Origin of the sequence: Terrihalobacillus insolitus (genome assembly GCF_028416575.1) — a bacterium.
Taxonomy (GTDB): Bacteria; Bacillota; Bacilli; order Bacillales; family Amphibacillaceae; genus Terrihalobacillus; species Terrihalobacillus insolitus.
This window is the reverse complement of sequence record NZ_JAMQKB010000008.1, coordinates 104,130-126,521: the sequence shown is the minus strand read 5'-3', so window position 1 is coordinate 126,521 and position 22,392 is coordinate 104,130. Positions and strand designations below refer to the sequence as shown.

At 37.6% G+C, this 22,392-nt stretch carries 25 protein-coding genes; 24 read left to right on the top strand and 1 reads right to left on the bottom strand.

All coding sequences use genetic code 11. The annotated features are described in order from the left end of the window. The first annotated feature begins 7 nt into the window (after nt 1-7). The 20 genes from sigF (at nt 8) to NC797_RS09940 (ending at nt 17,690) form a co-directional block, all read left to right on the top strand. Nucleotides 8-772: an RNA polymerase sporulation sigma factor SigF gene (gene sigF / locus NC797_RS10035; RefSeq protein WP_272436648.1), complete on the top strand. Its 765-nt coding sequence runs from the start codon at nt 8-10 to the stop codon at nt 770-772. Between the two features lie 767 nt (nt 773-1,539). Then, the gene (locus NC797_RS10030) at nt 1,540-2,160 is read left to right on the top strand and encodes a stage V sporulation protein AA (RefSeq protein WP_272436647.1); all 621 of its coding nucleotides are present in this window, start codon (nt 1,540-1,542) and stop codon (nt 2,158-2,160) included. Continuing rightward, entirely contained in the window at nt 2,147-2,572 is a 426-nt protein-coding gene (locus NC797_RS10025) for a stage V sporulation protein AB (RefSeq protein WP_272436646.1), read from the top strand. The genes NC797_RS10030 and NC797_RS10025 overlap by 14 nt, the downstream gene beginning before the upstream one ends. 58 nt (nt 2,573-2,630) lie before the next feature. Continuing rightward, entirely contained in the window at nt 2,631-3,230 is a 600-nt protein-coding gene (gene spoVAEA, locus NC797_RS10020) for a stage V sporulation protein SpoVABEA (RefSeq protein WP_272436645.1), read from the top strand. Then, entirely contained in the window at nt 3,193-4,662 is a 1,470-nt protein-coding gene (locus tag NC797_RS10015; RefSeq protein WP_417168703.1) for a spore germination protein, read from the top strand. Before spoVAEA ends, NC797_RS10015 begins: the two co-directional genes overlap by 38 nt. Before the next feature lie 212 nt (nt 4,663-4,874). After that, nucleotides 4,875-6,173: a diaminopimelate decarboxylase gene (lysA, locus tag NC797_RS10010; RefSeq protein ID WP_272436644.1), complete on the top strand. Its 1,299-nt coding sequence runs from the start codon at nt 4,875-4,877 to the stop codon at nt 6,171-6,173. A gap of 51 nt (nt 6,174-6,224) precedes the next feature. Then, on the top strand, nt 6,225-6,665 hold the full coding sequence (locus NC797_RS10005; RefSeq protein WP_272436643.1) for a peptidylprolyl isomerase: 441 nt from the start codon (nt 6,225-6,227) through the stop codon (nt 6,663-6,665). Nucleotides 6,666-6,815: 150 nt separating this feature from the next. Beyond that, nucleotides 6,816-7,265, top strand: a complete 450-nt coding sequence (locus NC797_RS10000) for a M50 family metallopeptidase (protein WP_272436642.1) — start codon at nt 6,816-6,818, stop codon at nt 7,263-7,265. Between the two features lie 245 nt (nt 7,266-7,510). Then, nucleotides 7,511-7,867 (top strand): GNAT family N-acetyltransferase, encoded by a 357-nt coding sequence (locus tag NC797_RS09995; protein WP_272436641.1) that lies wholly within the window; start codon nt 7,511-7,513, stop codon nt 7,865-7,867. A 72-nt stretch (nt 7,868-7,939) separates the two neighbouring features. Then, entirely contained in the window at nt 7,940-8,674 is a 735-nt protein-coding gene (locus NC797_RS09990; protein WP_272436640.1) for a segregation/condensation protein A, read from the top strand. Nucleotides 8,675-8,677: 3 nt separating this feature from the next. Continuing rightward, on the top strand, nt 8,678-9,271 hold the full coding sequence (scpB, locus tag NC797_RS09985; RefSeq protein ID WP_272436639.1) for an SMC-Scp complex subunit ScpB: 594 nt from the start codon (nt 8,678-8,680) through the stop codon (nt 9,269-9,271). 150 nt (nt 9,272-9,421) lie between these two features. After that, the gene (locus NC797_RS09980; protein ID WP_272436638.1) at nt 9,422-9,943 is read left to right on the top strand and encodes a DUF3907 family protein; all 522 of its coding nucleotides are present in this window, start codon (nt 9,422-9,424) and stop codon (nt 9,941-9,943) included. Between the two features lie 259 nt (nt 9,944-10,202). Next, nucleotides 10,203-11,273: a D-alanyl-D-alanine carboxypeptidase family protein gene (locus tag NC797_RS09975; protein ID WP_417168704.1), complete on the top strand. Its 1,071-nt coding sequence runs from the start codon at nt 10,203-10,205 to the stop codon at nt 11,271-11,273. Further along, nucleotides 11,274-11,864, top strand: coding sequence for a nucleoside recognition domain-containing protein (locus NC797_RS09970; protein WP_272436636.1), 591 nt, complete (start codon nt 11,274-11,276; stop codon nt 11,862-11,864). It abuts the gene before it with no gap. Beyond that, complete coding sequence (locus tag NC797_RS09965) at nt 11,861-12,394, top strand: spore maturation protein (protein WP_272436635.1); 534 nt, start codon at nt 11,861-11,863, stop codon at nt 12,392-12,394. The genes NC797_RS09970 and NC797_RS09965 overlap by 4 nt, the downstream gene beginning before the upstream one ends. A 72-nt stretch (nt 12,395-12,466) precedes the next feature. Beyond that, nucleotides 12,467-13,207, top strand: a complete 741-nt coding sequence (locus tag NC797_RS09960) for a pseudouridine synthase (RefSeq protein WP_272436634.1) — start codon at nt 12,467-12,469, stop codon at nt 13,205-13,207. 51 nt (nt 13,208-13,258) lie between these two features. After that, complete coding sequence (locus tag NC797_RS09955) at nt 13,259-13,981, top strand: response regulator transcription factor (RefSeq protein ID WP_272436633.1); 723 nt, start codon at nt 13,259-13,261, stop codon at nt 13,979-13,981. Continuing rightward, a complete protein-coding gene (locus NC797_RS09950; RefSeq protein ID WP_272436632.1) occupies nt 13,978-15,753 on the top strand; it encodes an ATP-binding protein in 1,776 nt (591 codons plus the stop codon). The genes NC797_RS09955 and NC797_RS09950 overlap by 4 nt, the downstream gene beginning before the upstream one ends. Before the next feature lie 196 nt (nt 15,754-15,949). Then, nucleotides 15,950-16,498, top strand: coding sequence for an RNA polymerase sigma factor SigX (gene sigX, locus NC797_RS09945; RefSeq protein WP_272436631.1), 549 nt, complete (start codon nt 15,950-15,952; stop codon nt 16,496-16,498). Next, a complete protein-coding gene (locus tag NC797_RS09940; protein ID WP_272436630.1) occupies nt 16,479-17,690 on the top strand; it encodes a hypothetical protein in 1,212 nt (403 codons plus the stop codon). The genes sigX and NC797_RS09940 overlap by 20 nt, the downstream gene beginning before the upstream one ends. A gap of 454 nt (nt 17,691-18,144) precedes the next feature. On the opposite strand, the gene NC797_RS09935 is transcribed toward NC797_RS09940, so the two are convergent. Beyond that, on the bottom strand, nt 18,145-18,393 hold the full coding sequence (locus NC797_RS09935) for a ferredoxin (protein ID WP_272436629.1): 249 nt from the start codon (nt 18,391-18,393) through the stop codon (nt 18,145-18,147). 134 nt (nt 18,394-18,527) lie between these two features. Here NC797_RS09935 and NC797_RS09930 point away from each other — a divergent pair, with 134 nt between their 5' ends. From NC797_RS09930 to NC797_RS09915, 4 genes are read left to right on the top strand one after another with little or no spacing between them, the layout of a single operon-like run. Beyond that, nucleotides 18,528-19,589, top strand: a complete 1,062-nt coding sequence (locus NC797_RS09930) for a YpbB family protein (RefSeq protein ID WP_272436628.1) — start codon at nt 18,528-18,530, stop codon at nt 19,587-19,589. Next, a complete protein-coding gene (locus NC797_RS09925; protein ID WP_272436627.1) occupies nt 19,586-21,142 on the top strand; it encodes a RecQ family ATP-dependent DNA helicase in 1,557 nt (518 codons plus the stop codon). Before NC797_RS09930 ends, NC797_RS09925 begins: the two co-directional genes overlap by 4 nt. Then, nucleotides 21,117-21,704, top strand: a complete 588-nt coding sequence (locus NC797_RS09920; protein WP_272436626.1) for a CPBP family intramembrane glutamic endopeptidase — start codon at nt 21,117-21,119, stop codon at nt 21,702-21,704. The genes NC797_RS09925 and NC797_RS09920 overlap by 26 nt, the downstream gene beginning before the upstream one ends. Beyond that, nucleotides 21,701-22,366, top strand: coding sequence for a LysM peptidoglycan-binding domain-containing protein (locus tag NC797_RS09915; protein WP_272436625.1), 666 nt, complete (start codon nt 21,701-21,703; stop codon nt 22,364-22,366). The genes NC797_RS09920 and NC797_RS09915 overlap by 4 nt, the downstream gene beginning before the upstream one ends. Nucleotides 22,367-22,392 lie beyond the last annotated feature (26 nt).

Sequence of the window (22,392 nt, the reverse complement as noted above, 5' to 3'; positions counted from 1 at the left end):
GACGCTTATGGACGTAAACCTTAAGCAATCAGAAAAGGATGAGCAGCTGACCAATGAGCAGGTAAAACAGTATATTTATCAAAGTCAACAGGGTGATCAGCAAGCAAGAGACTTGTTAGTAGAAAAGAATGTTCGACTTGTTTGGTCGGTTGTTCAGCGTTTTATTAATCGAGGGTATGACCCTGACGATTTGTTCCAGATCGGGTGTATAGGCTTACTGAAATCCATTGATAAATTTGACCTTTCCTATGATGTTCGTTTTTCCACTTACGCAGTTCCGATGATTATTGGTGAAATTCAAAGGTTTATTCGAGATGACGGTAGTGTGAAAGTAAGTCGTTCACTAAAAGAAGTAGGTAATAAAATACGTAAGAAAAAAGATGAAGTAACAAAAAAATTAGGCCGTTCTCCAACAATCAATGAGCTTGCGGAAGAAATGGATCTTTCACCAGAAGAGATCGTTCATGCACAGGAAGCGGCGAAGCTCCCACATTCCATTCATGAAACGGTCTATGAAAACGATGGGGATCCCATTACATTGTTGGATCAGATTGCCGATCAGGACACAAAATGGTTTGATAAGATCGCACTTCAAGAGGCGATCCGAAATTTGGAAGAAAGAGAAAGATTAATTGTATACTTGCGGTATTATAAGGATCAAACCCAATCCGAAGTAGCAGAAAGATTAGGAATTTCCCAAGTCCAAGTTTCCAGACTAGAAAAGAAAATTCTTCATTATATGAAAGAACAGATTGGACTCTTAGAACAGTGATACAATTCGTATCACTGTTCTTTTGGTTAATAGCCCATCTAGAGCAAATAAGGGCCTGTGAGTCCGCTAAACCACGGAAACCATGTCGTTTATCGAAAATAAGGGTCTCTCAGTCCGCATCGAATTTTTCGCGGACTGAGAGGCCGCTATTTGGCCCAAAACCGCGGTTTTGACGGGTTTCGCGGACTGAGAGGCCCTTAATTGCCGAAAAGCCAGCCAAAAATAGCCCATTTGGAGCAAATAAGGGCCTCTCAGTCCGCATCGAATTTTTAGCGGACTGAGAGGCTGCTATTTGGCCCAAAACCGTGGTATTGACGGGTTTCGCGGACTGAGAGGCCGTTAATTGCCAAAAAGCCAGCCAAAAATGAACCAATAGGAGCAAATAAGGGCCTGTGAGTCCGCTTAACCACGGAAATCACGCCATTTGCTGAAAATAAGGGCCTCTCAGTCCGCATCGAATTTTTCGCGGACTGAGAGGCCGCTATTTGGCCCAAAACCGTGGTATTGACGGGTTTCGCGGACTGAGAGGCCGTTAATTGCCAAAAAGCCAGCCAAAAATGGCCCAATAGGAGCAAATAAGGGCCTGTGAGTCCGCTAAACCACGGAAATCACGCCATTTACTGAAAATAAGGGCCTCTCAGTCCGCTAAACCACGGAAAACCTGCTTCCTCTAGTCTAGCATCTTACTTCCTCCATGTGCATGATAAATCGATTACTGAAACATACTAAGGATATATTTCCGTCACGTACTTAAAGGAGGAAATCATATGGGGGAAATTGTTTATTTGAGGATGAAAAAAAAGCTTGAAGTTAAACAAGGAACGAACATACTTTTAAAGGATATAGCTTGGATTTCTGGAAGTGAACAAGTATTACAATCCATTCGAGATCAGCATATATACCAAGTGAAAGAAACGGACCACAACTTAGCAATCCTTGACAGTTTTATGTTAGTAGATCAACTGGTTAAAAAATTTCCTTCGTTTGAATTTCAACAGCTGGGACCATCGGAAACGATTATAAAGATAGTGAAAAACTCCATAAAAAAACCATCCATATTTTTAGTAAGTGTTATTTGGCTGCTTTTATTTATTGGTGCTGCAATGGCGATCATGAATTTCCATTACGATGTTAGTATGCAAGAAGTGCAACAAAACTTACATTACTTATTAACAGGGGACAAGGTTACGAATCCTCTTTGGCTACAAGTACCTTATTCAATCGGCCTTGGCATTGGGATGATTTTGTTTTTTAATCATTTATTTAAGAAGAGATTTAATGAGGAGCCAAGCCCACTTGAGATTGAAATGCACAAATACCAACAGGAACTAGACAGCTATGTAACCTACCATGAAAATGAATTGAATAAAAAAGATGTTATTAAATAGAGCAATTGAGGTATTTATTGGGTTTGCTTCTGGTTTAGCTGTTGGTTGTGGTTTTGTTGCTTTTTTGACGGTACTTGGGATCATCCCAAGGTTAGTTCAATTAAGCAAAACGGATATCTTCTTAAGGACATACGAAGTAGCCGTAATTGTTGGTTCTTTATTTGGAACTTATTTGTCATTTAACGGGAACCCTTTTCATCTTTCTAAATTACTTGTCATTATTTGGGGGATGTTCCATGGTGTGTTTATCGGAATGTTGGCGGCAGCTTTAACTGAGGTCTTGAATGTTTTTCCACTTGTAGCAAAACGTGTTGGTTTGGAACAGCATATTGTTTGGCTATTAATGGCTCTTGTTTTCGGTAAAATTTTTGGATCGTTATTCCAGTGGCTTATTTTCGTAAAAATTAATTGAGATTAGGTAGGATTCCTACATCTATCACACACCGTTTTTACTTGAAAGGATCGATAGCATGTCAAAGAAGAAACGTATTATTGTGATAACAGACGGAGACGAATACGCAAGAAAAACGTTGGACTATTTAGCAAATGAGCTTGGTGGAACGTGTTTATCTTACTTGTCGGATAATCCAACTGTAGTTACTCCAGACAAGGTGATTCGAGCGGTATTGAAAGCGAAGGAAGAACCTGTTTATGTTCTTATAGATGATGCAGGTATTCCAGGGGTTGGAGCAGGAGAAAAAGTCTTGCTCGCCTTAAAGGATCACCCTGACATAGACATTATTGGCGCAATAGCTGTCGCGGCACACACAAAAAATATGGAATGGACAAGGTTTTCATTTGCCATCGATCGGTATGGCCAATTAACCGCAAATGGTGTGGATAAAGAAGGAGTTTCAATACCAGAAATCGGCAGAATTAATGGTGATACGGTCTATTCTTTGGATCAACTAGATCTACCGATTGTAATTGCGATCGGTGACATAGGAAAAATGCACGGGAACGATGATCTGAAAAAAGGTTCACCAATTACGAGAAAAGCAATTGAGCTAATTTTGGAGAGGGGTGAACAATTTGGGTCAATTAAAAGAAAAAGTCCCAGTACCGAATAAGGTAAAAGAAGTTCAGGAATACATGAAAAAACGTGTGGGTGTTGGAACTTCATTCGACGTCGGCTTTCGCGAAATTACAATATTTAAGAAAAAAGTTCATTTGTATTACTTAACTGGTTTATGTGATACTTCTGTCATCGTACAAATCATAAAAAAATTGGTATCAATAAATGATCAGGAAAGAAATACGTCAAAATTGCCCGAAGTAATTGAAAACCGTCTTGTCCATCAGCAAGTTGACAAAGTTAAAAATATGGATGAAGTCGTTGATCAATTACTGTCTGGGTTAATTGTAGTATTTATTGACGGTGACAGCGAAGCATACATTATAGATGTTAGAAAATATCCTGGTCGTGCCCCTGAAGAACCTGATACAGAAAAAGTAGTTCGTGGCTCGAGAGATGGTTTCACGGAAAATATTATCGAAAACACTGCGCTTACTAGAAGACGTATTCGGGACGAACGGCTACGTAATGAAATACTAAAAGTAGGTGAGCGCTCGAAAACAGACATATGTATTTCGTATATTCAGGATATTGCTGACGATGGTTTGATTAAGGTGATAAAAAAAGAACTTGAGAATATCGAAATTGATGGGATCGCCATGGCGGATAAAACGGTGGAGGAATTTCTTGTCAAACAGAGGTTTAATCCATTTCCAATGGTTCGTTATACGGAACGGCCTGACATAGCGGCCACACACTTGTTTGAAGGACACGTCCTGATAATGGTTGATACATCACCAAGTATGATCATTACCCCGACAACTTACTTTCATCATGTCCAGCACGCACAGGAATATCGACAGTCTCCAATGATTGGTTCATTTGTTCGGTGGATCAGATTTATTGGAATTTTAGCTTCAGTTTTTCTACTTCCTATGTGGTTATTGTTCGTAATGGAACCCACATTACTACCAAGTGGACTGGAGTTTATCGGCCCAAATGAACAAGGAAATATTCCAATTTTTGTACAGATTTTGTTAGCAGATATAGGTGTTGAATTTTTACGAATGGCCGCAATTCACACACCTACCGCTTTATCTACAGCAATGGGTTTAATCGCAGCCGTATTAATTGGCCAAATCGCAATTGATGTAGGACTGTTTAGCCCAGAAGTTATTCTATATGTCTCGATAAGTGCAATTGGGTCGTTTGCAACGCCAAGCTATGAGTTGAGTATGGCAAACAAAATTTCTCGAATGCTGTTAGTGCTCATTACCGCTATGTTTGGGGTTGAAGGACTTACCGTTGGATTCACCTTATATATACTTGGTTTAAGCCACACCAAATCATTGAATACACCATTCCTTTGGCCGTTTATTCCGTTCAATTTAAATGCGCTCGTCCAAATTTTGTTCCGCCTTTCCGTACCTGCGATGAAAGATCGTCCAAGTATTGTACACCCGAGAAACAATTATCGGCAGCCATAAATTTTTGAACACGCACTTAAAGGTTGAATGAAAACAATGATTATGATAAATTTACGTTATATGTTTTTGGATAAAGGTAACGGAAAGCCTCGGCATTTTCTTTAATCTGTTATCTTTTGGCTGAAAGATAGAGGATAAATCCCTTTTCCCATTCCGTATCATTTGGCGATAAGGGATTTTTTTCATTCATAAGAAGAATTGGAGGTGCTCGCATGAATCATTCTTATCACGTCAACCAACATGGACATTTAGAGATTGGTGGCATAGACTCGGTTCTACTAGCCGAAAAATACGGAACACCTCTTTTTGTGTATGATGTTTCTGTAATACGTGATAATGCACGGGCATTTGTGCAAACGTTCAAGGAACTAGGGGTAAAAGCTGAAGTAGCATATGCAAGTAAGGCTTTTTCTTCAGTGGCGATGCTACAAGTAGCAAAACAAGAAAACCTAAGTTTAGATGTTGTGTCTCAAGGTGAACTATATACAGCATTAAAAGCAAACTTTCCAGTAGATAAAATGCACCTACATGGGAACAATAAAAGCTATGAAGAACTAGAAATGGCAGTGAAACATAATATTGGGTGTATTGTGATTGATAATTTTTATGAAATCACTTTATTAAAGGATATTCTAGCAAACTATAACAGAGATATGGATGTTCTTATCCGGGTTACTCCTGGTATAGAGGCACATACACATGATTATATATTGACAGGTAACGAGGATTCAAAATTTGGTTTTGATCTTTCAAATGGACAAGCTGATCAGGCGTTTCGCAAATTGATGGAAGAAGACAGAATGCATGTGAAAGGTTTACACTGTCATATAGGATCACAAATTTTTGAAACGGATGGTTTTCTCCTTGCTGTTAGAAGGTTGTTCGATACAATAGGAAATTGGCATAAACAATATGGATATATGCCAAAAGTAATGAACCTTGGTGGAGGGTTTGGCATTCGGTATACTTCAGAAGATAAGCCGTTACCCCTGCAAGCATATGTTAAAGCACTTGTTGAAGAAGTAACTGCACAAGTGGAGGCTCGTGGCTTAGTATTCCCAGAAATTTGGATTGAACCAGGTCGAGCCATTGTTGGAAATGCTGGAATGACTATTTATTCGATTGGATCGAAGAAAGAAATTCCTGGAATACGAAAATATATTTCAGTTGATGGAGGAATGACCGATAATATTCGACCTGCACTTTATCAAGCAAAATATGATGCGGTCATCGCAAACAAAGCAGAAATACCGCGTACAGATACCGTTTCCGTTGCTGGAAAAAGCTGTGAATCAGGGGATATGCTGATTTGGGATATTGATGTTCCTCCTACAACACATGGAGATTTATTAGCTGTTTTTAGTACGGGGGCATATGGGTATTCCATGTCTAACCATTACAACAGATTTCCAAAAGCAGCTGTCGTCTTTGTAGAAAATGGAAAGGATCAACTCGTTATCAAGCGAGAATCCTATGAAGATGTTGCAAAAAATGACTTATCATATGAATGATAAGCATGTATTACAAAATACTTTAGAACGAATATACAAGGAGGAAATAAAATGAAACAAGCAACAATTGAATTTGAAAATGGGGAACAAATTGTAATAGAGCTGTATGAAGAGGCGGCACCAAATACTGTAGCAAACTTTGAAAAACTTGCTAATAGTGAGTTTTATGACGATGTAACATTTCATCGCGTCATTCCAGGTTTTGTTGCTCAAGGTGGTGACCCAACAGGAACTGGTGCTGGTGGACCAGGATATACGATAAAGTGCGAAACAGAAGGAAACCCACACACACATGTTGCTGGATCGTTATCGATGGCACATGCAGGAAAAGATACTGGTGGCAGTCAGTTCTTTATTGTACACGAACGCCAACCACATTTAGATGGTGTCCATACAGTTTTTGGCCAAGTGGTTGAAGGAATGGATACGGTTTTAAGGATCCAACAAGGTGATGCAATGAAAAAGGTACGTGTGACTGAGGTAGACAAGTAAAGTGAGTCAATTGACTCGCTTTTACTTTTACTGCAGCAACTTGAGCAAAACGGGGACATAGGGCGCGTACATGTCAGGTTCGGGCGACTTGAGCAAATTAACGTAGAAATTGAGCATATACTTGCAGCAATTTAGGGAATGTGATATTGGATGGTTGTCTATTTAATTTACCTAATACTGATAATGGCTCCTTTAGGACTATTTGCACATGAACTTGGCCATGGATTAGCCTCCCTTCTATTAAAAGCTAGTAGGGTTAATCTTGTATTAGGTAGTGGGAAAAGACTTTTAACATTTAAATGGAATCGGTTGGTTATCACGATACACCGCGTGTTTTTTTTAGGTGGGTATTCAAATAGTGAAAGAAATGACGAATTTTCTCGTTTAGAGCAAATAATCATCTGTATCAGCGGACCATTATGTAACTTAATAGTGGCTGGAGGACTTTCTACCCTAGAAATAGAAAATAATATGGCAGGCCTATTTATATTATTTAACATATGGCTTGGGGTAATCAACCTTATTCCGTTTAAAATTGGACAAAAGCCATCAGATGGCTACAAAATCTTTACTCTTTTAAAAAAAATGAAACAACAATAAGACTTTTTACGTAAAAAGTAGTATGATAGGAGTATGAATAGAAAGATATAGTTCAATAATGATAGGTAGATTATCTGTTAAGCGGTTGAAACAAAGTGAATGATAATAGGATAAAAACACTAAGGATGATTGTGTTGACGAATGGTGACAAACAAGATAAAGTACTGTTTTGGGTCATAGTTGGTGTTAGTATTATTTTTCTGCTCTCGCTAATTGGGAAGTTATTTTCATGATGAGGGGTAACTATGTTAATTCGTTATAAAAAGAATTTCGAAAAAATCGCAATGGGGCTTTTGTCATTTATGCCCGAAGAAAAGGAAGTTAAAAAACTTCAGCAAACAATAAAAGAATATGAAAGTAATCCGAATTGGCATCTATTTTTGTGGAAAGAAGACGACATATTAGGAGCCATTGGGATGCGTGTTGAAGACGGATTGAATGCTGTCATACAGCATATTTCCGTGAATCCATCTCACCGAAATATGGGAATAGGAAAAAAGATGGTAAACGAAATGAAAGAGCTTTTTGGTGAAAAGTATGCTATTTGCACTGATGAATGGACAAAGGATTTCATCAGAAAATGCCAACCCGATGAAAAATAAAAGTCAGCTCTTAACGATAGAGCTGGCTTTTTAAATAGAACGGTGTCCATGGAACCTGGAAGGGAGAAAAGGATGAGTGAGTCATATCAAGTAAAGATAGATGCATTTGAAGGCCCATTAGATCTACTCCTTCACTTAATAAACCAATACGAGATTGATATTCATGACATACCAGTTGCCACAATTTCTGAGCAATATATGCATTATATCCATACGATGCAGCAGTTAGAATTGAATATTGCCAGTGAATATTTAGTAATGGCTGCAACTCTTCTAGCAATTAAAAGTAAGCTGCTATTACCGAATCAGGAACTAGAAGCAGATTCTGATGAATATGAAGAAGATCCGCGCGATGAGTTAATGCGTAGATTGATCGAGTATCGAAAATACAAAGAAGCAGCAGCACAATTAAAGGAAAAAGAAGACAGTACAAATAGAATTTATACAAGACCACCCATCGTATTCGAAAAGATGGAAAAGAAATCTCCAGTGGTACAGGGGGATATGTCTATATATGATATGATAGCTGCTATGAACAAAGTTTTTGAGAGGAAAAAATGGGATAAACCATTCGAAACCAAAATACAACGTTCCGAAATCCCGATTAAACAGCGGATGGAAGAAATTGTTTTAGAATTACATAATAGAACCGATGGCATTGCGTTTTTTGATTTATTTTCGTATCCTTCGCGTTCTCATATCGTTGCCACGTTTATTGCGATTTTAGAACTAATGAAAGCACGAGAAATTTATTGTGTGCAAAAGGCAAACTTTGATGATTTCATTGTTTACAAAATTGGAGGGTGAATCGTGGAGATAGAGGAATGTAAGGCCATTACGGAAGGCTTATTGTTTGCTTCAGGGGATGAGGGTTTAAGTAAGAAACAAATACAGCAAATCCTGGAAGTTGATGATGAAACCGTTGAGCATATTATGGATGAACTTAAATATGACTATGAGCATTTAAAGCGTGGCATCACAATCATGCAGTCTCAGAATCTATTTCATTTAACAACCAAACCGGAGCATTCTATCTATTATGACAAATTGATAGAATCTCCTCAAACATCAAGATTGTCTCAGGCGGCATTAGAGACGTTGGCAATTGTTGCCTATCAACAACCAATTACAAAGACAGAAATCGAGGAAATTAGAGGAGTTAAAAGTGATCGCCCGATTCATACCTTGGTCAATCGATCTTTGATTGAAGAAATAGGACGTAAAGAAGGGGTTGGACGTCCAATCTTGTATGGAACTTCTGTTGATTTTCTTACTTATTTTGGATTAACCTCAATCGATGAACTGCCACCACTACCAGATGGAATTTCTGAATCAGATGTAGAAGATGAAGCGGACTTATTCTTTGAACAATTTCAAAACCAATTCAAACAAAATGAAAAATAATATGGTAAATGTTTAAAACGGATTGAAACAGGTTAAGGTAAAGCGTAATACATTTCGGATTTAGAGGTTTGAACATCCTCTTATAAATAGTTAGAAGATGTTATCATCTTTTACACAGTATAAAGAAGTAGAACTACAGGAGGAACGATGATGACTAATCCTATTGTCTGTGACCACATGAATGAAGCGAGTCGTTGTCTAACAAAAATCAATGAACAATTAAGCCATTACTTGGATGAACATTATATGGAGAAACTACTTCATGAAGAGGGCAGTAAAAACAGAGCATATTATAAAGAAGTATTAAAAGCCCTTCGAAGGTTAGAAGTTATTTCTGATGAAGCGTTGGATGCTGTTAAAAAAAATCTAAGATCAAATTGCGAACAAGAGCAGATGGCAAAGAAAACATTGTATGGGATTTATCATAAATGTATTTTAGAATTTTATGCACCTAAAAACGACAGCTGGTATGAAGACAGCAGGGCCTCCTATACAAGAAGTGAATCGATTAGATTTCGAAACATGCCGCCGCGTTCTGTGGCTCAATTAGTCTATACTTTAGATCGCTCTTTTCAAATTATGCGTGATCAATTTTCTGATTATGAAAGTATTGAGACAGGCACATCACCAATTCGCAAGCATAATTCTGCCTCTATAAAACAAAACAGTTAACGCCTGAAATTAAAAAAGCTGGGATACAATTAAATAAGTGAGATGAAAACCTATTCTAAAAAATAAAAGTTCCGTCCTTGCCATGGACGGAATTTTTATTTTTGCAAATAGAGGATGAACACGCACTAATAATAATGTGCAATTTTTTTAAATTTCAACTTTCAATCATATGCATGTCCTTTTTGCATAAAATTGTACAAGACATCGGGAAGGTTGGGAGGAAGATCAGTTGAAATACTTACTCATTCTATTGACATTCATGCTTGTTATGTTACCTAATACATCGCGAAAAGCCTTTGCAAAGCCAAGTGTATCAGCAAATAATGCTGTTTTAATGGAACAATCAACAGGCAGGGTGTTGTATGAAAAAGCTGCGAACAAGAAACAATCCATTGCAAGTATAACGAAAATTATGACTGCGATCTTGGCAGTCGAGTCAGGTAAGTTAAATGAAACAGTTACAACAAGCCGTCGAGCTGCATATACAGAAGGCTCCTCAATTTATTTAAAAGAAGGAGAAAAAATGAAGCTAAAGGATTTAGTTTATGGCCTGATGCTTCGTTCCGGAAATGATTCTGCTGTAGCAATTGCGGAATACTTAGGTGGAAGTGTGGAAGGATTCGCTTACTTAATGAATGAAAAAGCGGCCTGGCTTGGAATGACAAACACCAATTTTGACAACCCACATGGTCTGGATTCTGACACTCATTATTCAACGGCCTACGACATGGCTCTATTGATGCGGTACGCTATGGAAAACGAAACGTTCCGAGAAATTACTGGGGCAAAGTCCTATAAAGCTGAAACGCGCACTTATTCATGGCGTAACAAAAATAAAATGCTAACAAAGTACTATAAATATAGTATTGGAGGTAAAACAGGTTATACGAGAAAGACAGGTCGTACACTTGTATCTGTCTCCAAGAAAGAAAATATGGAATTAATTGCGGTTACCTTGGATGCACCAGATGACTGGAATGATCACACCCGATTATTTGAATGGGGTTATGATACATACGATTTATCAAAAATCGATGAAAAAGGGAAAGAAACGTATCAAATGACGGGTACAGAGCAAAGTGAGTCAGGATATATCCTTCAAGATTTAGTCGTTCCTTTAAGCAAGGATGAAAAAGGGAAGGTGAAAGAAAATATTTATATCGAAAGAGAAAAAACGGACGAAAAGATAGGGGAAAAGGTGTATTCAATCGATGGTGAGGTTATTGCTGAAACAGGAATATACCAAAAACAACAGGAAACAGAGGAAGAAGATACTGGTTTTTGGAATGAGTTTACACAACTTATCTATCAAACGATCGGAGTTTCTTAGATGGTTAATATCATATGGGCCTCCATGGCGATTCTCGGAATTGTCTATGCGATGTTTAATGGAACAATGGAGGAAGTGAATAAGGCATTATTTGAAAGTGCTGATGAAGCAGTAATGCTATCGATTGGTTTAATTAGTGTACTCGTCTTCTGGTTAGGTTTAATGAAAGTTGCAGAAAAGGCGGGACTTTTACGAATCTTAACGAAAATGTTTCGTCCATTTGTATCAAGATTGTTTCCAGATATACCAAAGGATCATCCAGCAATGGGATATATTTTATCGAATATTACTGCAAACCTCTTTGGTTTAGGGAATGCCGCAACACCGATGGGAATTAAGGCAATGGAGCAAATGAAAGAATTAAGTCAATCTGATCATGCAAGTAGGTCAATGATAACTTTCCTAGCAATAAATACATCAAGTGTCACATTAATACCGACCACTGTTATTGCGATTCGCATGAAATATGAGTCTGGTGCCCCAACAGAAATCGTCGGTACTACTATTATTGCAACGTTCATATCCTCTTTAGGAGCAATTATAGTTGATCGAATATTCTACTATAGAAGGGTGCGTAAAACAAAACGATGAGTGTAATAACAACCATTAGTACGTGGCTCATTCCAAGTCTCATTTTATTCGTTTTATTAGTAGCTACTTGGAAAAAGTTACCGACGTATGAGTTATTTGTGGAAGGAGGAAAAGAAGGAGTCAAAATGGCTGTTTCCCTTCTTCCATTTTTATTAGGAATGATTGTTTCGATTGCGATTCTCCGGAGTTCTGGTGCTTTGGAGGCAATGATCCAATTTATTTCCCCACTACTGTCCCTTTTTGGCGTCCCTTCAGAAATTGTGCCACTGGCCCTTGTTCGACCGATTTCAGGAACAGCTGCACTCGGAATGACAACAGAGCTAATCCAAACGTATGGCCCTGATTCTTTTATTGGAAGACTTGCTTCCACCATGCAAGGAAGTACAGACACGACACTTTATATTTTAACGGTTTATTTTGGAGCAGTTGGAATTAGGAGGATGGGGGATGCTCTTAAGGTTGGACTGATAGCAGATCTTATTGGTATAATAGCATCAATCGTAATTGTAACGATTGTATTCTCGACTTAAGGCGTTAACGTACATGTTAACGCTCTTGTTTTTGTAAAGATATGGGGAAAATACAAACAAAATGGTGATGATATGGAAAATAATGGAGACAGATTGCAAAAAGTAATTGCCCAAAGTGGCGTAACTTCTAGACGTAAAGCTGAAGAATTAATCGTAGCTGGTAAGGTAAAAGTTAATGGAAAAGTTCAAATTAAATTAGGTACAAAGGTTGCACATCATGATAAAATCGAAGTGAATGGTATCCCACTTGAAAAAGAAGAACCCGTCTATTTTTTACTATACAAACCAAGAGGCGTTATTTCTAGTGTAAAGGATGACAAAGATAGAAAAGTTGTTACGGACTTCTTACCAGATATTCAGCAAAGAGTGTATCCAATCGGAAGACTTGATTACGATACATCTGGTTTACTTTTGTTAACAAACGATGGCGATTTTGCAAACATGCTTATGCATCCGAAACATGAGATCGAAAAAGTGTATATTGCTAAAACAAAAGGGATCCCCACAATCGATCAATTGGCACGGTTAAAAAAAGGAATTCAAGCTGATGGGGAACGATTGAGAGCTGTTCGAACAAGCATTATTTCGACGGACAACAAAAATAAAAAGGCAATCGTTGAAATTGTGTTGCACGAAGGAAAAAATAGACAAATAAAAAAAATGTTAGAAGCCATTGATGCTCCTGTTGAAAAACTAAAACGAGAAAAATATGGTTTTCTAACGACGACAGGAATGCACCCTGGTGAGGTAAGGGAGTTAACCCCTCATGAGGTGAAGCAACTAAGGAACCTTGCGACTAAAAACATTTTGTAATGATCCACGTTCCATACGTACATTTAATGTGAGACTTTAGGGGGGATGAAATTGGAGACGGAAGAAGCTAGAATCCTAGTAGTTGATGATGAAGAAAGAATTCGGCGTTTAATACGGATGTATTTAGAACGGGAAGGCTATGCTATCGAGGAAGCGGAAGACGGGGATGAAGCATTAAGCCTTGCACTTGCTATTGACTTTGATCTGATCGTATTAGATGTCATGATGCCTGGTATGGATGGTATTGAGGTATGCAAAGAACTAAGAGAAACGAAAGCTACACCAGTAATTATGCTTACCGCAAAAGGGGAAGAAACGAACCGTGTAGAAGGTTTTGAAGTTGGAACAGATGACTACATTGTGAAGCCTTTTAGCCCGCGGGAGGTTGTATTACGAGTGAAAGCTTTATTACGCAGGGCTTCTGGAACCAAATATCTCCAAACAGATGTTGCTACGAAAAATGTACTTGTTTTTCCGCATTTAACGATTGATAACGATGCACATCGGGTTACAGCCGATGGGGAATTAGTTAATTTAACGCCTAAGGAATACGAATTACTATGTTTTCTTGCTAAAGCACCAGACAAGGTTTTCGATCGAGAACAGTTATTAAAAGAAGTGTGGAAATATGAGTTTTTCGGAGATTTGCGGACAGTTGATACCCATGTAAAACGGTTAAGAGAAAAGCTTAATAAGGTTTCACAAGACGCAGCAAAGATGATCGTAACTGTTTGGGGAGTGGGCTACAAATTCGAGGTCGAAGAAGAACAGTGATTTGGCGCAGTTTAGTAGGGAAATTATGGCTTACCATTCTTTTGCTCGTGTCATTCGTATTATTTGTTTTAACCATCTTATTATTGGAGTTTTTAGGGAATTTTCATGTGTCCCAAGCAGAAAAAGATTTAATGGAAACAGCTACAAAAGTTTCGGATATGGTGGAGCAATTAGGTGTTGAAAATGATTTGACCATCGATACTGTGAATCGAATAAAAGATCCATCAAGTAGGATAGCAATTGTATATAATAACCAAGATATCTGGCTTTCCGATACAAACGATAACAATCTTTCAAAAGTGACGTTAGATTGGCTGAAAAAGGACAAGGATTTATCTCTCGTTTTATCTGATAGGGCAGAGAAAAAGAAATTAACAAAGATACCCAACTTTGATGACGAGGTAATGATTGTCGGAACCCCCATATTAGGGTCAAAAAGAGCGGTTTTCGCATACCAATCGCTGAATGCAGTTGAAGAAACGTCAAAGCAAACCACACAAATTATTTTTTTAGGTGCAGGAATTGCTTTTATATTAACAACCGTTTTTGCCTTCTTTTTATCCACTAGAATAACATCCCCTCTCATTAAGATGAGGGAAGGAGCATTTGAGCTAGCTCGTGGCGAGTTTAACACGAAAGTTCCAATTTTAACGCATGATGAAATTGGTGAATTGGCAATGGCGTTTAACCGTATGGGAAGACAATTAAAATTTCATATTAATGCATTAAGACAGGAAAAGGAACAATTATCAGGTATTCTCAGTTCTATGGCAGATGGAGTGATCACTGTAAACCGAAAAGGAGATATTAGTATAACAAACCCGCCTGCACAGCATTTTTTAATGGATTTCTTTTACGAAAAAGATGTGCAGCAGGATATAAATGGTGTTGTGTTACCAAAGGAGTTAATATCCATTTTAGAAGAAGTAATTTCAACGGAAAAAGAGGTCATGCGTGAAATTAACTTGCAAGGTAGAAGCTGGGTTATGATCATGACCCCGTTATATGATCAAACGTATATACGTGGTGCAGTGGCTGTCATTCGAGATATGACAGAAGAGAGAAGATTAGATACGTTAAGAGAAGATTTTATAGCAAACGTCTCACATGAACTAAGGACACCTATTTCTATGCTTCAAGGGTATAGTGAAGCAATTGTGGACGATGTAGCTGTAACAAGGGAAGAAAAAAATGAGTTAGCCTCTATTATTTATGAGGAATCATTAAGAATGGGACGCCTCGTTAACCAGTTATTAGATTTAGCCCAAATGGAGGCTGGTCACCTACAACTTCAATTAGAATCAGTAAAACTAATGCCGTTTCTAGAACGCATCGTAAAGAAATTTAAAGGTTTAACAACAGAACATTCCATTGCCTTGCAGTTGACAGTGGATAAAGACATTGATGAATTGTCGCTTGATCCGGATCGAATTGAACAAGTGCTCACGAATCTTATCGACAATGCGATAAGACATACAAATCAACACGGAACCGTTGAAGTTGTTGTAAGTGATGAGGGTGATAGTATCCGCTTTTCGATTATGGATACTGGCTCAGGTATTCCACAAGAGGATCTACCGTTTGTATTTGAACGTTTTTATAAGGCTGATAAATCACGAAAGCGAAAAAACGGTAACACTGGAACTGGACTTGGACTGGCTATCGCCAAAAACATCGTTGAATCGCATAATGGGACAATTTCCGCACAAAGTAAAAAACAAGAAGGAACAACTTTCTCCTTTCAACTCCCAAAAAATCACGAAAATGCATAAATATTGTTGGAAAATCTTGTTCCTTATGAAACATGGAACAATTGTTTGACCCATATTTAAAAAGTGCCGGCTCAATAGCTAGTCGGTACTTTTTATTTGAATTTTATACTGAAGCAACTGTATTTTATGTATAATTGGGTAAGTTGTAACTTTATTGTGGATTATACGACTAATAAGAAGACTGGGGGATCTCAAGATGAGAGGCTTCTTTCAGGAATTATATGACTCATATCATACATCGTTATACCAATTTATTTTTTATATGGTAAAAGAGAAAGAGCTTGCAGAAGATTTGATTCAGGAAGTGTATATAAAAGTACTCAAATCGTATCATACCTTTAAAGGTGATAGCAGCGAAAAAACTTGGCTTTTTTCCATTGCAAGGCATGTTGTAATCGACTACTTCCGTAAACAAAGTAGCAAAAAAAGTCGCATAATGGAATATTTCGATTTTGGAGAGAAAGGCCATATAATGAAAGACAATCAACCACTGCCTGAGGAGATTGCTCTACAGAATGATGAAATGAAACGTATTTATCAATGTCTTGATCTGTGCACAGTTGACCAAAAAAGTGTTTTGGTATTGAGATATATTCAGTCGTTTTCTATCCAAGAAACAGCTGACATTTTGGGGTGGAGTGTTAGTAAAGTGAAAACCACTCAGCACAGGGCAATCAAAGCATTAAAGGTTCTTCTTGAAGAAGAAGGTAAGGAGGACAATCCAAATGGATCGCAAAGAGTATAAGGAAGAAAACATTGAATCGTTACTTTCACAATTACCTGTCGTAAACGATGACATGGATCGAAATGACTTATACCAGAAAGTCTCCGCTAGGTTATCGACCAATAAATCTTTTGCATGGACAAAATTTAAATGGATCATTCCAACTTTTGCTGCTTTAACGGTATTGTTCCTTTTGGTTTTATTAATTCCTCCATTCGTTAATCAGTCTAACGAATACTCAAAGGAAGCAGATATGCAAACCGGTGAAGCATCATCTGCCAATTCAGATACTGGTTCTACTGCATCCAATTCTACTTTAGAGGAGGAAGCGACCATAGAGAAAGCTGACCAAACGGAAGAAAGCGAGAGAATAGGACTTACAAGTGATGAGAAACCTGACTTCGTTAGTCACGTACTTAACCAAACCATTGATGGAATGTCGTTCATTCAATCGGGAGTACTAGACACTAATGCGCAGTACCTTATTCCCATTTCCTTTCGTGTTCCAAGTGGTTATACACGGATGGAGCTTTATAATCGACTTCCTCAAATGATCCAGGAAGAAGAATGGGGAGTGTATGCATTCCCTTTGAATCGGGTATCGTTTACGCTAAATAAAGGTGAAGAGCAGGTCACGATGCGCATTCCAGAAAAGTATTCACTCAATGAGGGCTATCAAAAGCTGTATGTTGACCTATTATCTTATATGTTTACACCACTTAAAGTAAGTAAGGTTAAAATTGAACAAACAGGAAATGAAACTGCTAATTTTGGGATGTATGGGAATGTAAATGAAATTGAGTTAGAGCCATTGGGGAAGCAAAGTTATTTCGTGTATCAAGTAAGTGAAAATAAGCCACAATTTTTAGTTGCTGTACCACAGGATAAGGAATCGACTTTAGAAGAGGCTCTCCAGTTTATGCAAGTACCAGTTGATACACCGAACATTTCTCCTTCTATACAAAAAGAAATGCTATTTACTGTTGAAACATATGATCAAATGAAGCGTGCTAAAATAACGGTATCCAATCAGACGAAACTCCGTAACAATCAAACAAGTTTGAACATGATAGAATCGATCATGATGACTGCCAAAAGTTACGGATATGAAACAGTCACCTTTGATCTTCCTATTCAAAAAATCGGACCATATGAATTTACCGAGGAATTACCAGTTCCAGTAGCCGCTAACCCAATGCCTTTCACAGAATAAAGAAAAAGAGGCTATGTAGCATTGATTGTGCTTCATCGTGTGCTCTCGAGAACAATGGTGGACGGTGAACTGTGAGGCTCCTGTGTAAAATCGCATGGCGATACCCCACACAGAGGTATGGACGAGGAGGGGGGCAGTTTGTCCTCGGAGAGCCAGTAGTTTCCTGGCTCTCTTTTCTTCTGTAAATTTTTTCTGGTAAAAAATCATAATGAAATGGTATGATAGGATAAACCTACTATGATGATTCCATTAAAGAGGTTGTTCAAAAAGTCACCAAATGATAAGCTGCGCATCTCTTCGTTGGCTTGTTTTTCCGTTACTCACGTATTAAAAGCATACGCTCCGTTACTCAAAACAGCGCCGCCTCGACCTGCTTGCTTCTAATTTGCCGACTTTTTGAACACGCACTTAAATCAAAAAAAACTCCCTAATATATAAAAAGGGAGAATGAGGCTTATTCGTGCTTAAACGGGTCACCATTAAACGGTTTATCTGCTACTTTGATCGAATCCGTAGGGCACCCTTCGTAAGCATCGATCATGTCTTCCTCAAGGAATTCTGGTACTTCTGCTGTTCCTTGGTTATCATCTAAAACGACGTAAGCAATTCCTTCGTCATCATAATCATATATGTCAAGCGCAGATGCTCCACAAGCACCGCACGCTATACATGTTTCTTTATCAACAATGGTGTATTTAGCCATTCATGTATTCCCCTCTCAGACTTCCAGATGGATCTCTGCCTCTATATTAAATCTGTTTTCCATTCTTTTCAACAAAGAGACTATATGATGCCTTAATCCTTACTTATAATGATCACATTAAAGGAGACTGCCCCATGTTTGAATTATTAGTGTTACAATGCTTAAATAAAATCAACCAAGAAAGAACCGTCTACAACATTTTTCACTTGTTAAAAGGAAAGCGATCCTCTCAAACATTGCAGGATGCCCATATTTATAAATTGAAAAACTACTTTGGCATCTATAAAAATATAAATAAGAAAACCTTTCATTCGTGTATCGATCGCTTAACAAAACATGGTTATTTAGAGAATGGATCCAGTTCCACATGCGTGGTTACAGACAAAGGGAAAAGAAAGTTGGAACAGAATAGAGATCTAGTGCAACGAACACCCTTCCGTGGAATGGAATATTCAAATGTTGCTCAAATACTTCTCGAACGTCTCCTTTTGTTTATACAGACAACAACCAATATTGTTTCTGGTAACCACATTTTTATACCAATAACAGATAAAAGCGAAGTACTTCGATGGGTAAAGCGCATTTATAGAAAAAATAAAGAAATGTTACCCGAACTACTGGAAAAGTTGTATAGCGAATTGATGCTGTTTTGTGAGTCATTACCAGACCAAGAAGCTTGTATTTTTGTTGATCAATTAACTGGTTATCGGAAATATGGATTAAGTAAAGAACAGTTAGCAATGAAATATAATCTCCCGTTGGAGGATGTGGAATTAAAGCGGGCACTTATCATCCATAAACTAATCAACCATATTAATCGTGTCTGTCAAACTACTGATCTATTACCATTTTTTATAAAAGATTTGCAACAACCATTTTTTTTAACAACTTCTGCACAAAAAACATATACACTTCTGCAAAAAGGTTTTACTATTGAACAAATTACAACTTTACGTCGGCTCAAGGAAAGTACGGTATTCGACCACATTGTAGAAATAGCACTAGTTGATCCAACTCTACCAATAGATCCCTATGTTTCAAAAGAAGCGATCGACAATATCCTGGAGATAACGGATCAACTTCATACAATTAAATTGAAAGAAATTAGACAAGCACTTGAAAACCAGTATAGTTATTTTCAAATACGTTTAGCACTTGCTATCGCAAAAAACCATCGGAGAAGAGATGTGTTATGACGAGAGATTTAGAATATGCATTACAACAATATTACGGTCATGCTGCCTTCCGTGAGGGTCAAAAAGAAATAATAGAGGATGTCTTAGCAGGGAAAGATGTTTTAGGCATTTTACCAACTGGTTCAGGTAAATCGTTATGCTATCAATTACCAGCTAGAATGGTTGACGGAGCTGTATTGGTTGTGTCTCCATTAATTTCGTTAATGATTGATCAAGAAAAACAGTTAGTCGCGACGGGTTTTAAGCAGGTTATTGCCATTACAAGCTTTCTTAGCAAATCCACTAAGGAAAGGGTAATGCACCAGCTGGAACAGTACAAGCTCATATACGTATCACCAGAAATGCTTCAAACAAAACAACTTATCGACAAATTGAGAAGCATTCCGATCTCTGTTTTCGTTGTTGATGAGGCACACTGTATTTCTCAATGGGGGCACGAGTTCCGACCAGATTATCTAAAGCTACATCAGGTCGTCGAAACGCTGAATTACCCTACTGTGCTTGCTCTTAGCGCAACTGCCACTCCGGATGTCCAACAAGATATTATCGAGCAGCTCAAATGTGAACGCATGGTAAGACATGTTTACCCAATGGATAGAGAAAATATTGCACTGTCAATTGAAAAAGTAAAGAACAATCAAGAGAAGCTCCATTTTCTGATCGATACCTTAAATAAATTCCCAGGTCCAACGATGATTTATTTTTCTAGTCGGATGTGGGCAGAAAAAGTAACAGATGAGCTGTGCAAACACTTGCCAAATTTAAGGACGGCCTATTACCATGGTGGTATGGAACAAGCTGACCGACTCCTTATTCAACAACAGTTTATGAATAATCAACTTGACGTTGTTTGCTGCACGAGTGCATTTGGTATGGGAATCAACAAAAAAAACATTAGACTAGTCGTTCATTTTCATCTTCCAACACAAATTGAATCGTATATACAAGAAATTGGAAGAGCAGGTAGGGACGGTAAACAAAGTGTGTCACTTTTGTTATTCGCTCCACATGACGTAAGTATCCCAAAACGTTTAATAGAATCAGAACTTCCATCGCCAATGATGATAAACATTGTCTTACAGTTTTTAAAAGAAAGAGCAAACACAAACCAAATGTTACCAGATGACAAAGAAGTACTCGAAATTCTACAGATAAATGAAATTCAATGGCGATTTTTATCCTATCATTTTGAGAAACATGGTATGATAATAGAAAGTCGAATTTTGTATAACGAAAACATATGGATGAATCGTATTACCTCTATTCAAAAGGTGATAAAAGTAAGATCAGAATATAAAGAACAAAAGCTACAGGAGCTATTACAATGGGCTGAAGGATCTGCCTGTAGGCGAACTAGTTTATTTTCTTTTTTTCAACAAACCGTTAAAAAACCTACTGGCTTTTGTTGTGATGTTTGTGATTTCACATTTAAAACATGGGAACCATCTGTAGTAGAACAACAACATACGAAATCAGATTGGCGATCCGCTTTCAAAGATTTAATGCTACAAGGAGAAATACATGTAAATGAAAAGCCAAGCAGAAATAGTTAAACAAATGACAAATGCACAGTTAAAGAAGAGCGTTTATATGTCAGAACTTCTTCTTTTTGTTCTAAGTATTGGCCTTAGTATTCTATTGTTTGATTCAGTTTATAAATGGCTTGACCTTTTTTATATTGATATAATGCAATTGTTTTGGCTAGGTGTTGTTCCTGGTTTGACAGTTGTCGGGATCGATTTATTACTGATGAAATTTGTACCTGAACGTTTTTTAGATGACGGTGGAATTAATACAAAACTTTTTTCGAATAGTTCCATTACAGAAATTATGCTTCTAACGTTAGTTATTTCAATTGCAGAGGAGTTATTGTTTCGAGGTGTGATCCAAACATCACTTGGTTATATTGTGGCAAGTATTGTTTTTGCACTGGTACATGTTAGGTATGTTCGAAAGCCTATTCTCTTTATTTCGATTTTATGTATAAGCTTCTATATTGGCTATTTGTTTGTACGAACAAATAATTTAATGGTGACAATTACTGCTCATTTTGTCATTGATAGTCTACTTGGGTTCATTGTGCGATTTAAAAGCGAGGGGGGTATCCGTTCATGACTCGGGAAGAAAATAGTGATGACCAAGCATATCAGCTACGCACATTAATGGACAAAATAAATGAAAAACAAGCACAACAAGAAAATTTGAAGGTTGCTAGCCCTGCTGTTGAGAAAAACGAGGAGACATCATTCAATGTGTTAAATTTGCCACCAAGAAGCCAAATCCATACCGCAAAAAAAACACGAGTCAAATGGAAATTCAATTTATTATTAATTCGGTTTCTATTTGTTTTGTTTTTCATTATTATCGGATTGGTAGTCACATACAACTATTGGGGGGAAGAACGTTTCCAACTTGGTTCTATCCGTGTACCGTCAACCATAAATTCTGCTATTGAAACCGTTAGAATTGATAGTAGCCCTAGCGAATTAGAGACTGAAAAAATCTCGAATCTAAAACAAACACTTCAAATTGAACAAGGAGTTGCATCCGCTAAGTCAATAACCCCTTCAGAAGAGAATAGTACAGAACCCGAGAATACATTCTTCTATTATGAAACGAAGGCTGGAGATACTTTACTTTCTATCTCTAATAGGTTTTATGGTAACAAGAATGGTCAAGAGATCATCAGAGAAGCAAATAAACTTTCCAATTATGAAATTGAGCCAGGACTAGTGTTACGATTACCAGGTGTCTCTTTAGAATCAAAAGGTGGGTAGTTGGTTCTTAGAATGGAAAAAGGGAA